Origin of the sequence: Arthrobacter terricola (assembly GCF_004354015.1) — a bacterium.
In the GTDB taxonomy this organism is placed as follows: Bacteria; Actinomycetota; Actinomycetes; order Actinomycetales; family Micrococcaceae; genus Arthrobacter; species Arthrobacter terricola.
In genome coordinates this window covers 227,168-240,170 of sequence record NZ_SMRU01000003.1, presented here as the reverse complement: position 1 = coordinate 240,170, position 13,003 = coordinate 227,168, and the positions used below count along the sequence as shown (strand labels likewise).

At 65.4% G+C, this 13,003-nt stretch carries 9 protein-coding genes; 4 read left to right on the top strand and 5 right to left on the bottom strand.

The window, feature by feature from the left end; genetic code table 11:
* The first annotated feature begins 98 nt into the window (after positions 1–98).
* Complete coding sequence (locus tag E1809_RS04095) at positions 99–4,031, top strand: Pls/PosA family non-ribosomal peptide synthetase (protein WP_133202950.1); 3,933 nt, start codon at positions 99–101, stop codon at positions 4,029–4,031.
* A gap of 93 nt (positions 4,032–4,124) precedes the next feature.
* Positions 4,125–5,504 (top strand): M1 family metallopeptidase, encoded by a 1,380-nt coding sequence (locus E1809_RS04090; RefSeq protein WP_133202949.1) that lies wholly within the window; start codon positions 4,125–4,127, stop codon positions 5,502–5,504.
* Positions 5,505–5,526: 22 nt separating this feature from the next.
* Here E1809_RS04090 and E1809_RS04085 read toward each other — a convergent pair whose 3' ends face one another.
* From E1809_RS04085 to pheS, 3 genes are all read right to left on the bottom strand, one after another.
* A complete protein-coding gene (locus E1809_RS04085; protein WP_133202948.1) occupies positions 5,527–6,171 on the bottom strand; it encodes a 4'-phosphopantetheinyl transferase family protein in 645 nt (214 codons plus the stop codon).
* 80 nt (positions 6,172–6,251) lie between these two features.
* Positions 6,252–8,801, bottom strand: coding sequence for a phenylalanine--tRNA ligase subunit beta (gene pheT, locus E1809_RS04080; RefSeq protein WP_133202947.1), 2,550 nt, complete (start codon positions 8,799–8,801; stop codon positions 6,252–6,254).
* A gap of 2 nt (positions 8,802–8,803) precedes the next feature.
* Complete coding sequence (gene pheS, locus E1809_RS04075) at positions 8,804–9,865, bottom strand: phenylalanine--tRNA ligase subunit alpha (RefSeq protein ID WP_133202946.1); 1,062 nt, start codon at positions 9,863–9,865, stop codon at positions 8,804–8,806.
* A 184-nt stretch (positions 9,866–10,049) separates the two neighbouring features.
* Between pheS and E1809_RS04070 the strand changes: the two genes are divergently transcribed.
* Positions 10,050–10,706 (top strand): SIMPL domain-containing protein, encoded by a 657-nt coding sequence (locus E1809_RS04070; protein WP_133202945.1) that lies wholly within the window; start codon positions 10,050–10,052, stop codon positions 10,704–10,706.
* Between the two features lie 10 nt (positions 10,707–10,716).
* On the opposite strand, the gene pcp is transcribed toward E1809_RS04070, so the two are convergent.
* Positions 10,717–11,352: a pyroglutamyl-peptidase I gene (pcp, locus tag E1809_RS04065; RefSeq protein ID WP_133202944.1), complete on the bottom strand. Its 636-nt coding sequence runs from the start codon at positions 11,350–11,352 to the stop codon at positions 10,717–10,719.
* A gap of 108 nt (positions 11,353–11,460) precedes the next feature.
* Here pcp and E1809_RS04060 point away from each other — a divergent pair, with 108 nt between their 5' ends.
* On the top strand, positions 11,461–12,540 hold the full coding sequence (locus E1809_RS04060; protein ID WP_133202943.1) for an Rv2578c family radical SAM protein: 1,080 nt from the start codon (positions 11,461–11,463) through the stop codon (positions 12,538–12,540).
* Here the strand turns inward: E1809_RS04060 and E1809_RS04055 are convergent.
* The gene (locus tag E1809_RS04055; RefSeq protein WP_133202942.1) at positions 12,537–12,977 is read right to left on the bottom strand and encodes a (deoxy)nucleoside triphosphate pyrophosphohydrolase; all 441 of its coding nucleotides are present in this window, start codon (positions 12,975–12,977) and stop codon (positions 12,537–12,539) included. The two genes, E1809_RS04060 and E1809_RS04055, sit on opposite strands and share 4 nt — an antisense overlap.
* Positions 12,978–13,003 lie beyond the last annotated feature (26 nt).

The following is a 13,003-nucleotide window of genomic DNA, read 5'->3' as shown; positions in this document are numbered from 1 at the left end:
CTTCCAGGCGTCCACTGGATTAATGTTGGGTAAAGCGCGGGGAAAGCCCGGGCGGCCTCCGACACCTTTTGTTCATCTACAGACGCGAAAATCCTTTGGTGACCCAAGAACATGATGCCCGGGCAACCCACCCCGGACTCCAGGCTGTGTACCTGCCCCAGCTTCAAGGAGGCCCGGCCGCGCCACCGGCGCGCACCCTCCTTGGGATCATCGACGCAACCGCACGGGCTTTTCCTGAAGCCTCAGCCCTCGATGACGGGCAGAAATCCCTGAGCTACTCCGATTTGTTGGCACAGGTCCGCCGCTTCGCCGCGACGCTCGTCGAGGCGGGACTGGGTCCCGGAGACAAGATCGGCGTCCGGATCCCCTCGGGGACGAATGATCTCTACATTTCCATCCTGGCCATCCTGTCGATTGCAGCGGCCTACGTGCCCGTCGACGCCGATGACCCCGAAGAGCGGGCACGGCTGGTTTTCGGCGAGGCGAAGGTGGCCGCGGTGGTCACGAAGGGCCGCAAGATCGAGCTTTCCGCCCCACGGCCAACGCCCCACCCGGCGCCCCGGGCGCCGCGGCTCGCGGACGATTCCTGGGTCATTTTCACCTCCGGATCCACCGGCACGCCAAAGGGTGTAGCGGTGCAGCACCGTTCCTCGGCAGCATTCGTGGATGCCGAGGCCCGGCTTTTCCTCCAAGACGAGCCCATCGGACCACAGGACCGGGTCCTGGCCGGGCTCTCCGTGGCTTTCGATGCGTCCTGCGAGGAAATGTGGCTGGCGTGGCGGCACGGAGCATGCCTCGTGCCGGCGCCGCGGGCGCTCGTCCGTTCAGGGATGGATCTCGGACCGTGGCTGATCAACCACGGCATCACCGTGGTCTCCACCGTGCCGACCCTCGCGGCGTTGTGGCCGGCGGAAGCCCTCGAAAACGTGCGCCTGCTGATCTTCGGCGGCGAAGCGTGCCCGCCGGAACTCGCCGAGCGGCTCGCCGTCGACGGCCGCGAAGTATGGAACACCTACGGCCCCACCGAAGCGACCGTCGTGGCCTGCGCCGCTCCCCTTGGCGGCAGCGGCCCGGTCCGGATCGGATTGCCCCTCGACGGTTGGGACCTCGCCGTTGTCGATTCCGCCGGGGTGCCCGTCGCTGAAGGCGAGATCGGCGAACTGATCATTGGCGGCGTCGGCCTGGCGCGCTACCTTGATCCGGCAAAGGACGCGGAAAAGTACGCGCCCATGCAGTCGCTTGGTTGGGGACGGGCGTACCGTTCCGGCGACCTTGTGCGCTACGAGGAAGCAGGACTCATCTTCCAGGGCCGCGCCGATGAACAAGTGAAGCTCGGCGGCCGAAGAATCGAGCTCGGCGAGATCGACGCAGCGCTCCAGGCCCTTCCCGGAGTCGCTGGAGCCGCAGCCGCGGTGCGCACGACGGCGGCGGGGAACCAGATCCTGGTCGGTTACCTCGCACCTGCGGGACACGAAGAAATCGATCTCGTGGCTGCCCGGGAATTGTTGACCGAGAGCCTCCCTGCGGCGTTGATCCCGCTCATGACCGTGGTGGACTCCCTCCCGACGAAGACCAGCGGCAAGGTCGACCGGCATTCCCTTCCGTGGCCCTTGGCCGGTGCAGCTGCGGCCGACGCGGAGAAGGCGCCGCTCAACCTGCCCGAGGACGCCCAATGGGTAGTGGACCAATGGGAAAGCGTCCTGGGAGCGCCGGTCACCTCGCTCGACGCCGACTTTTTTGCGTATGGCGGTGGCTCCCTCGCCGCGGCCCAGCTCGTCTCGGCATTGCGGGTGCGCTACCCTACCATCACCGTCGCGGAAATCTACGCCACGCCCAGGGTGGGTGCCTTGATCGACACGGCACGCCAATCGCTGCCCGAAGGCCACGTGGCCGGACCGGCAGCCGAGCGCACCGTCCGGCCGACTGCCAGGAAGTCCCAGGTCTTCCAAACCCTGATGGGCGTCCTCCTCAACATCCTGGTGGGCATGCGCTGGCTCACGTACCTGATGGTCGCCAACAACCTGCTGGCCGCCTTCGCCGGCTTCTCGGCCGCCCCCGTGGTGTCCTGGTGGTGGATCCTGGCGTCCTGGCTGGCGTTCGTCAGCCCGCCGGGCCGCATGGCCATCTCGATCCTGGCCGCGCGCCTCCTCCTGGGCGGAGTGAAACCCGGTACGTACCCGCGGTCGGGCAAGGTGCACTTGAGGCTATGGCTCGCCGAACAGATCCAGGATCTCTCCGGCGCCGTCAGCCTGGCGAGCGCGCCGTGGGTCCCCTATTACGCCAGGGCCCTGGGCGCGAAGATCGGCAACAACGTCCATTTGCACTCACTGCCTCCCGTCACGGGGCTGCTCTCGCTCGGCAGCGGCTGCAACATCGAACCCGAAGTGGATCTGTCCGGCTGGTGGATCGACGGCGACTACGTGCACATAGGGTCTGTCCATGTGGGCCCTGGCGCAACTGTGGGTTCGCGGAGCACCCTCATGCCCGGCACCAGCATCGGCGCCGGCGCCCGGGTCGAGCCGGGTTCCGCCGTCCTCGGCAAGGTGAAGTCCGGGCACCTCGTGGCCGGATCCCCGGCCGAACGCCGAGGCAAGGCAAAGAGCGATTGGCCCGAGGCCCCGGCAACCCACCACCTGATCGGCAGGCTGTGGTTCACCGCTTTTGCTTCAGCGTCTGCAATCCTGGCCCTCATCCCGTACGTTTCGGCGTGCGTGGGCGCCTACGTTTCCTTGCTGTTCATCCAGGGCAGGAGTTCCCTCGCGGACGCCTTCCCGCAGCTCATGCTGTCCGTTCCGTTCGCCGCACTCGCCTGGTTCCTGTGCAACCTCCTGCTGATCCTGGTGACCACCCGGCTGCTGGGCTTCGGCCTCAAGGAGGGCTACTACCGGGTACGCAGCCGGGTGGGCTGGCAAGTGTGGGCCACGGAACGCGTCCTGGACCTCGCACGCGACCTCCTCTTCCCCATTTACGCGAGCCTCTTTACCCCGGTCTGGCTGCGCATGCTTGGCGCGAAGGTCGGGCGAAACGTAGAAGCCTCCACGGTCCTGCTCCTTCCGCGCATGACGACGATTGGCGAGAGTGCCTTCCTGGCGGACGACACCATGGTGGCGTCCTACGAACTCGGCGGGGGCTGGATGAAGATCGCGCCGGCAAAAATCGGCAAGCGCTCGTTCCTGGGCAACTCCGGCATGACAGCGGCAGGGCGCAGCGTTCCCAAGAATTCGCTCGTCGCAGTGCTCTCGGCGACACCGGCCAAGGCAAAGTCCGGCACCTCCTGGCTTGGAAGTCCTCCCGTGAGGCTGCGCCGTACCGCCATCGCGTCCGATCAAAGCCTCACCTTCAACCCGCCCTGGGGACTCAAGACCAAGCGGGCGCTGTGGGAATTGTGCCGGCTGGTGCCCGTGATCCTCACAGTGGCGATCGCCGTCGGCATCATGCTGGTCCTTGACTGGATCGCTTCCGAAACGTCCTACTGGCTGGCTGCCGTCCTGGGCGGCATCGTAGTCCTCGCGGCGGGAGCCGTCGCGGCAGCGAGTTCGGTCGCGGCGAAGTGGGTCCTGGTCGGCCGGATCAAGGAAGGCCAACACCCGCTGTGGAGTTCGTTCATTTGGCGGAACGAGGTAGTGGATACCTTCATCGAAATGGTGAGCGCACCTTGGTTCGCCCGATCGGCATCCGGAACGCCCGCCTTGGTGTGGTGGCTCCGGGCCCTCGGCGCGAAGATCGGCCGGGGAACCTGGTGCGAAAGCTACTGGTTGCCCGAAGCCGACCTTGTCACCCTTGGTGAAAGCTCAACGGTCAACCGCGGTTGCGTCGTGCAGACCCACCTCTTCCACGACCGGGTCATGAGCATCGACACGGTGGTGCTCGGGGACGGGGCGACGATGGGGCCGCATGGCGTCATTCTGCCCCGCGCCAGCATCGGGGCAGGTGGAACAGTGGGACCGGCGTCGCTGGTCATGCGCGGCGAGACCGTTCCAGCCGGTACGTACTGGATCGGCAACCCGGTGAGCCCCTGGACGGGTCCGTAACGGCCGTCCGTAGCGTACATTGGCAGGAACAACAGCGAGCAACCAGCCCACCAGAATCCCGCACAAGAAGCCATACGGAGGCAGCCAGCTCACATGAGCCGCACCGAACCAGGAACACCCGCACTTGCCGCTGACCGTTACACCCTGCACCACGGAAGCACCGCATACCACGTACTCCGGTACGAGTTGGACCTTGACTACAGCCTTGGCAGCAACAGGCTCAACGGCCGCGCGACCCTTCGCTGCATGGCCCTCGAGGACATCGGCACAGTGGTCTTGGACTTGGTGGGGTTGAAGGCGTCGAAGATCCTGGTGGACGGCAAGAAGGTGCAGAAGTTCACCTCGCGTGGCGAACACCTCGTCATCACAGTCAGGGACCGGCTGCGGGCCGGGCAGACCTTCCTGGTCGAGCTCCGCTACGACGGCAATCCGAAACCACGCAAGGGTTTGTGGGGCGAAGTCGGTTGGGAAGAGCTCGACGACGGCGTGCTGGTTGCGGGGCAACCGAACGGCGCTGCGTCGTGGTTCCCCTGCAACGACCACCCGCGCCACAAATCCAGTTACCTGATCAGCGTGACCACCGATGACAACTACCGTGCCGTCTGCAATGGCCGCCTGATTTCCCACAGCCGGAAATCAAGCCGGGAGACCTGGGTCTACGAACAAAGCGAGCCAATGGCCAGTTACCTGGCCACAGTTCAGATCGGGCGCTATCGGCTTCACCAGCTCAGCCCCTCGCTGCAACGGGCGGATGCGCGTACCGGGCACCGTTTCCTGGCACCGCGGGAAACGGCCGTGCCCCAATTCGTCGCTGTCTCCCCCGGCTTGTTGTCCGAGGCCCGGGAAGGCTTGGCACGGCAAGCCGACATGATGCGTACGTTTGTGGATTGCTTTGGTCCGTATCCCTTCGCCGAATACACGGCTGTGGTCACCGATGACGAATTGGAAATCCCCCTCGAGGCCCAGACGCTCTCGATCTTCGGCCGGAACCACATGGAGCAATCATGGGAGGCACAGCGCCTCATCGCCCACGAACTCTCCCACCAGTGGTTCGGCAACTCCCTCACGGTGAGCAGTTGGCGGGACATCTGGCTGCACGAGGGCTTCGCCTGCTATGCCGAATGGATCTGGTCCGAGGAAGCCGGTGTGATGTCCGTAGCCAACCGCGCGAAAGCTGCTTGGCGCAAGCTCGGCGTCACCGCCCAGGACCTGGTGATCGGCGACCCCGGCCCGGAGCTCATGTTCGATGACCGCGTGTACAAGCGCGGGGCGCTGGCGCTCCATGCCATCCGGCTCGCATGTGGGGACACGGCGTTCTTCGGATTGCTGCGCCACTGGACTGAAACCAAGCGACACAGCTCGGTTTCCACAGCCGAGTTCGTGGTTACGGCAAACTCTTACGTGCCCGGGCTTGATGCCGCGAAAGTCCTTCGGCCCTGGCTTTACCAGGCCCAGCTGCCGCAACTGGCATAGGACAAAGCAACGCCGCAACACCCTAGCGAGGTACGGCACCGGTTCCGATGGCGAGGGCGGCCACGAAGCCGGACGGGATATTTCTGAACGGCTCCTGATTGCTGAACGGCTTCTGATTGCTGGACGACTCATAATCGTGCAGCCCCGGTTTGTCCAGGACGTCGAGTGAATCCGGGCGGACCCGCAGTCCCTCTCCGGTCATCTTGAGCCAGGCCTCCTTGCGCGCCCACAACCGCGCCCGCTCCCGTGGGCTGAGCCCCGGCTCCATAGATGCCAGGTGACGCCGCTCATTTGCGGTCAAGGCGACCTCGTCGAAGCCTACGAACTCCGTGGCAGCCACGCTTTCGAGGTCGGCCCCCAGGCGGAGCCCCTTCCCGGGGCGTACGACGGCGGCAAACAGCACCCAGCCCGACGCCCGCGAGGCGCTGAGCAGCAACGGGGCTGCATCGCCGTCGAGCAGGTAGCCTGGCCGGCCGTGGGCTATGTCCGGTCCCGCGCCACACTGCGGGCACTCGTAAGCGGCCGTGAGTTTCGTCGCCGGAACCCCCAGGAGCCCCGCGGCGAACCGTTGCTGGGCCACCCGGGACGCCAGGAACTCGAATCGTGGAGCGGTGGCCATGGAGTCCGCGCGGGCTATCTCGGCCGAAGACAGCAATTCCGCCGCCATCAGTTCGATGGCGGCGGAATCGACATGGTCCAGGGGCTGGATACGGACAACCAGCCCCTCGATCCCTGGGTTGATGCCTGTCAGCGCTGGACTGCTCCGAACCGCTCAGCGGCAACTGCCACAGCGGCCTCGCGGGCCTCCGAGGCCTCGTCTGCGGTCAGAGTGCGGTCCGTCGCGCGGAACCGCAAGCCAAAGGCGAGCGACTTCTTGCCGTCCTCAATGCCGTGGCCCGCGTAGACGTCGAACAACGCGACGTCTTCAAGGAGCTCGCCTGCGCCTTCGCGAAGGGCCGCGAGCACCGCGTCCGCCGGGACATCCTGCGGAACTACGAGGGCGACATCCTGCGTGGCCACCGGGAAACCGGAGATGTGCTTGGCAACAATGACGTCCGGCGCGGCTTCGAAGAGCGCGTCCACGTTGAGCTCAAGAGCCACGGAACGTGCCGGCATGTCATGGGCGGCGAGCAGCTTGGGGTGCAATTCGCCGGCGTATCCAACCACCGCGCCCGAGCGAAGCGCTAGTTGCGCGGCACGGCCGGGGTGGAACGCCTGGTGGCTGCCTTGGCTGACCACGAGTTCGACGCCCAGGACATCGCCAACGAGTCGGGCAACATCGAGCGCGTCCGCCCAATCCCAGGCGCGCGGCTTGTGCTCCGCGGCGGCCGGCGAATCGTGGCCGGTCAAGACCGCGGCGACGTGCAGCGGCTGGTTCGGAACGCCGTCGTACAGTCCGTCAAGCACCTCGTCCGAAGGCTTGATGCCCAGCGGAGGGATGGACGGAGTGCCCAACTGCCCATCCGGAAGGAACACGGAACCCGCCTCGAAGACGGCAAGGTCCCGGAACCCGCGGGAGTGGTTCCGGCGGGCCACCTCGATCAAGCCCGGAAGGATGGACGTACGGAGGTAACCGTGCTCCTCGCTGATCGGATTGGCGAGCTTGACCGCCGTCCGGGATGCGCCTTCCTCGGCAACGCCGAAGGTATCGTTCGTCGCTTTGGAAACGAACGGGTAGGACAGCACCTCAGTCAGGCCGGCGTCGGCGAGCGCCTGCACTACCCGGCGCTTTTGCTGCTGCGTCCGGGTCAAGCCGCGGCCGGGAGGGGCCACAGGCAAGGTAGCCGGGATGTTTTCGTAGCCGACAAGACGGGCGATTTCCTCCGAGAGGTCTTCCTTGGTCTCCAGGTCGTTGCGCCAGCTCGGCGCCGTCACTGAATAGGATCCGGCGGACTCGTCCTTCCGGACCACTGCACCCAGATCTTCCAGCGAACCGGTGATCTGCTCTTCGGTGAAGTCGATGCCGATCCGTGCCGCGGGGTAGCCGGAAGGCAGTTCGATCGTTACGGCGTCAGGCGCAATTCCGACGTCGGTGCCGGCCTCGTCCGCCGTGCCACCGGCGAGTTCCACGAGGAGGTCCACGACGCGCTGCGCGGCCACACCGGCAACGTGCCAATCGACGCCGCGCTCGAAGCGCTTGGAAGCTTCGGAAGGAAGCTTGTGCCGGCGGCGGGACCGAGCGATGGAGACCTCGTCGAAGTGGGCGGCTTCGACCAGGATGTTGGTTGTCGAATCGGAGACCTCCGTGTTGGCCCCGCCCATCACGCCGGCAATGCCGATCGCTCCGGAATCGTCGGTGATCAGGAGGTCTTCGACGTCGAGAGCACGCACTTTGTCGTCCAGCGTGGTGATTTTTTCCCCCGCGACCGCACGGCGAACCACAATATCGCCCGAGAGCTTGTCGAGGTCGTAGCAGTGGTTGGGCTGGCCCAGCTCAAGCATCACGTAGTTGGAAATATCCACGGGCAGCGAAATCGAACGGATGCCGGCCAGACGCAAGCGGGAAACCATCCACGGCGGAGTGGGCCGGGAGGGATCCACGCCACGAACCGTCCGGGCCACGAAGCGATCGCAACCGGGATTTCCGTAAATGGGGGCGTCGTCGTTGAGCTTGATGCCATAGCCGCCCTGAAGGGAAGCCGGGACGGTGACCTTCGAGGCCGGGTCCACAAAGGACGTACCAGTGGCATGGGCGTATTCGCGGGCGACGCCACGGATCGAGAACGCGTAGCCACGGTCCGGTGTCACGTTGATTTCCGCGGCTTCGTCGTAGAGGCCAAGCAGGGACATGGCGTCGGTCCCGACCTCGGGGTCCAGGCCGATCCGGGAGAGCACCAGGATGCCGTCGTGGTCCTCGCCGATCCCCAATTCACGCACCGAAGCGATCATGCCTGCAGACATGTGGCCGTAGGTCTTGCGCGCCGAAATGTGGAAGTCGCCCGGCAGCACAGCACCCGGGAGGGTCACCACGACCTTGTCCCCCTCGACGAAGTTGTGGGCACCGCAAATGATGCCCTGCACGCCGGAGGGGTCGATGCCCTTGCCCGCGAGGGTCTGCTCCTGGCCTTCAGGGACCACCCGCACCTGGCACCAATTGATGGTCTTGCCGTTGCTCTGCGGTTCCTTCACGAGGCTCAGGACCTGGCCCACCACGATGGGGCCTTTCAGTTCGTCCGTGGGACGGTGGACGGCTTCCTCTTCAAAGCCGACCTTGACGAGGTCCGCCATGACGTCTTCGGCCGTTGCGTCGGCCGGAACCTGCGCGAATTCGCGCAACCAGGAAAGTGGGATACGCACTGTTAGATCTCCATCCCGAAGTGCTCGCTGAAACGTACATCGCCTTCGATCATGTCCCGCATGTCGCCGACCTCATTGCGGAACATGAGCGTGCGCTCGATGCCCATGCCGAAGGCAAAACCTGAATACTCGTCCGGATCGATGCCTGCCGCACGCAGGACATTCGGGTTGACCATGCCGCAGCCGCCCCATTCGATCCAGCGGGGGCCGCCCTTCGCGCCGGGGTGCCAGATATCCAGCTCGGCGGACGGTTCCGTGAACGGGAAGTAGTTCGGGCGCAAGCGGATCTGGGCTTCGTCGCCGAACATCTGCCGCGCGAAGTGCTCCAACGTGCCTCGGAGGTCGGCCATGCTCAGGTTCTTGTCGATGGCGAGGCCTTCGAACTGGTGGAAGACTGGGGTATGGGTTGCGTCGAGTTCATCTGTGCGGAACACCTTGCCAGGGCACAACACATAGATGGGGACTTCGCGTTCCAACATGGAGCGGACCTGTACCGGCGAGGTGTGCGTGCGCATGAGCAAGTGGGCTTCGGGAGGCTCCACGAAGAAGGTGTCCTGCATTTCGCGGGCCGGGTGGTCCGGCTTGAAGTTGAGGGCGTCGAAGTTGAACCATTCGGACTCGACTTCCGGGCCTTCGGCAATTTCCCAGCCCATGCCAACGAAGATATCGGCGACGCGGTCCTGCAGCGTCGACAACGGGTGCCGGGCTCCGGCGCGACGACGCCTTGGTGCCGCCGTGACGTCCACGGTTTCCTCAACGAGGATGCGGGCGTCGTTTTCGGCCTCGAGCACGGCGGTGCGTGCCGCGAGCGCCTGGTTGACGCGACCACGGGAGGATCCCATGAGCTTCCCGGCAGCGGCCTTGTGCTCCTTGGCCAACGCGCCGATTTCGCGGTTGGCAAGGCTCAAAGGCGACTTCTCGCCCGTGTGCGCCAAGCGGACGGCCTTGAGTTCTTCGAGGGAGGATGCGGCGGCAATCGCAGCGACTGCGTCCTCAACGGCAGCGGTGATGGCGGCTTCATCCAGCGGGTTCGGGATGGCAGCGCCCGGCAAAGTGTCAGTCATCTACTGTTCTTAGCTACGAGTCGGAATTGGTCCCCGCCGGGCAGCGCCATGGCTGGGCCGTCGCAAAGGCAGGAGCAGTGCTCGCCGGAGGCGTCCGACGGGCACTAAGCTCCAGTCTAGTTGAAGCCTCCGACCGGGATTTAACGCGTGACGCGGTGGAAGTCCGGGCAGCTAGCATGGCCTCATGGCCACGACGCGAACCATCACCGTCACCGGGGAAGGAACAGCCGAAGCCGTTCCCGACCTGCTCACCCTCACGCTCGCTGTCGAGGTCCGGCGGGATTCCGCGGCGGAAGCATATGACGACGCCGGACAGACCGCCTCCGCGGTGACCGGCGCCTTACGTGGACACGGGGTGGAAGAGTCCAAGCTAAGGACGAGCGGCCTGAACCTCCGGGCCGAGCTCGCATGGAGTGAAAACCACGGGCAAAAGATCAACGGATACACTGCCGCCACCACGCTGGTGGCCCGCGTCAGCCCGCCGTCGGCCGCTCCTGCTGCCATCTCCGCCGCAGTTGCGGCGGGAGGTGACAGCGTCCGTATCAACGGGATCGAGCAAGGATTTCGGGATTCGACCGCGGTGGCGGCGCAGGCGCAGGAAGCCGCCTGGCGTGACGCCGAGGCGAAGGCAGCCCGCTTCGCCTCCCTCGCGGGTGCGCGACTGGGACAGGTGCTGTCGATCGACCAACGTCCGGAGCACGGCAACCCGGTCCCCTTGGCTGCCGGGTTCGCCCGCGCGGCGGCCAGCGAAGGCGTCGCGATCGAGGCTGGTTCCGTGGCGATCTCAGCGGCCGTCGTGGTCCAGTGGGAGCTTGAATCCCCCGATGGCGAGGCCGGTTGACTTCGGTTCGCTAGTGCAACGTTCCCGCGGACACCTTCGCATCCGCGGGGGTCAGCAGCGTTGTGCGAACAACGACGGCGATTCCCTCTCCCATGTCCCGGATGGACATGGTGGGTGCCGTAGGCGTGTCCTCGTACGGCACGTGGATGAAGCCGCCGCGCACGCCAGCAGCCTGGTCCGAGGTGGATAGTTCATGCATCAAGGCATAGAACACGTGGTTGCAGACGTACGTTCCCGCGGTCTGCGAGACTTCGGCTTTGATCCCCTCGATCTGCAGTGCGCGAAGGGCTGACTTGATAGGCAGGCTCGTGAAATACGCAGCTGGCCCTGAAGGATCAACCGGTTCGTCAATGGGCCGGTTTCCAGCGTTGTCCGGAATCCTGGCGTCGTCGCAATTGATGGCTATGCGTTCCAAGGACAGCCGGTCCCTGCCGCCGGCGAGCCCTAGGCAAATGACCAGACCGGGCCGCAGGCGGTTGATGGCTTCCCGCAAGATCGTGGCGCATTCGCCGAAGACGCACGGCAGTTCGATCGCGTCGACCTCGTGGCCTTCGGCGCGCAGGATGTCCCGGGCAGCGATGGCAGCCGCCCACGATGGATTGCTGGAGTCGCCGCCAAATGGCTCGAAGCCGGACAGCAGGATCATGGACCCACCCTAGCAATGACCGGTTCGCAGTCCAGCTCACGGTGGAATCTTCTCCTGTAGCGCCGGGCGGCCTTGACAAGACTTCGAACATATATTCGAATGGAGTCCATGAGATGGGACGCACAGGCAATTTCACCACGTCGTGGTCCGGCGCTCGGAGACAACAGCGTCAGCGTCCCGTCCGGAGCCGCCCCAGCTTCGGACGCCCTGCTGCCGCTGGTCGGGCTTGTGCGTTCCGTCTCAACCCCCGAGTTCTCCGGAGTCACCTTCCATGAGGTCACTGCCAAATCGGTGCTCAACAAGGTGGCGTCCGGTTCCCAGATGCCTTTTGAATGGACCATCAATCCGTACCGCGGATGCAGCCACGCGTGCGTGTACTGTTTCGCCCGAAAGAGCCACACGTACCTGGAATTCGATGCCGGCCATGACTTCGACTCGCAAGTGATCGTGAAGATCAACGCGGCCGAGGTCTTGCGCAAGGAACTTTCCAAGCCCGCGTGGGGCCACCACCACGTCGCTTTGGGCACCAACACGGACCCCTACCAGCGGGCGGAAGGCCGCTACCAGCTGATGCCGGGGATCATCCGAGCCCTGGCCGAGTCCGGCACACCGTTCTCCGTCCTCACGAAAGGAACTCTCCTCAGCCGCGATATTCCGCTGCTGAAGCACGCCTCGAGCCAGGTTTCCGTGGACGTCGGCATCTCACTCGCCATGACGGACGAATCCCTCGCCGCGGTCATCGAACCAGGAACGCCAGCACCGCGCGCCAGGCTGAGGCTGATCCTGCGCTTGCGCGACGCCGGACTTTCCTGCGGAGTCATGGCCATGCCCATCCTGCCCTGGCTGACGGACAGCGACGACGCCCTCGAGTCGCTCTTCGCGGCGCTATCCGCCGCCGGCGCCACCGGAGTAACGGCAGGAGCGCTGTATCTGCGGCCGGGCACCCGGGAGTGGTTCATGCAATGGTTGTCGGCACATCACCCCGCGCTAGTGGAAAAGTACAAGGGACTCTACGGACGCGGGGCCTATGTCTCCGATGAATACAAGACCTGGCTGACCGGGCGCATCAAATACTTCAAAGCACGTCACGGGTTCACCGGAAGCAGCGGGTTCAGTCACCGCAGGGCGACGGCCCGCAAGGAAGCCGCCGTCGCGCATCCAACCGCTGGACAGGCGAAGCTTTTCTAGCTGCGCAACCCGGAATCGACCCGCGCCAGCAAAGCGCGGACAATCGGCAAGTCGGCGGGAATCCACGGCAGGGCGAAGGCCTCGGTCCCGTTGCCGAGCGGGACCCAGCGGAGTTCGTCATGGTCTTGAAGGGGCCGCGGTTCGCCGTCGAGGACTTCAGCGAACCACACGCGCATGACAGCCCGCTCGTTCAATGGCCAGCCAGGCCCGGCGTCGGATTCGACTTCGGCACCGAGGCGCACCGCAATGCCGAGTTCCTCGAGCAGTTCACGGTGCAGCGCAGCTTCGAAAGTCTCCCCCGCTTCCAGTTTCCCGCCGGGGAACTCCCACATACCGGCGAACTGCGGAGGGGCGCTGCGCCGGGCAACCAGCAGCCGGGTTGGAGCGTCCAAAGAATCGACGACGGCGGCACCCGCCACGCTTATCAGAGCAGTCACCGCAATAGTCTATGGGCCATCGGATC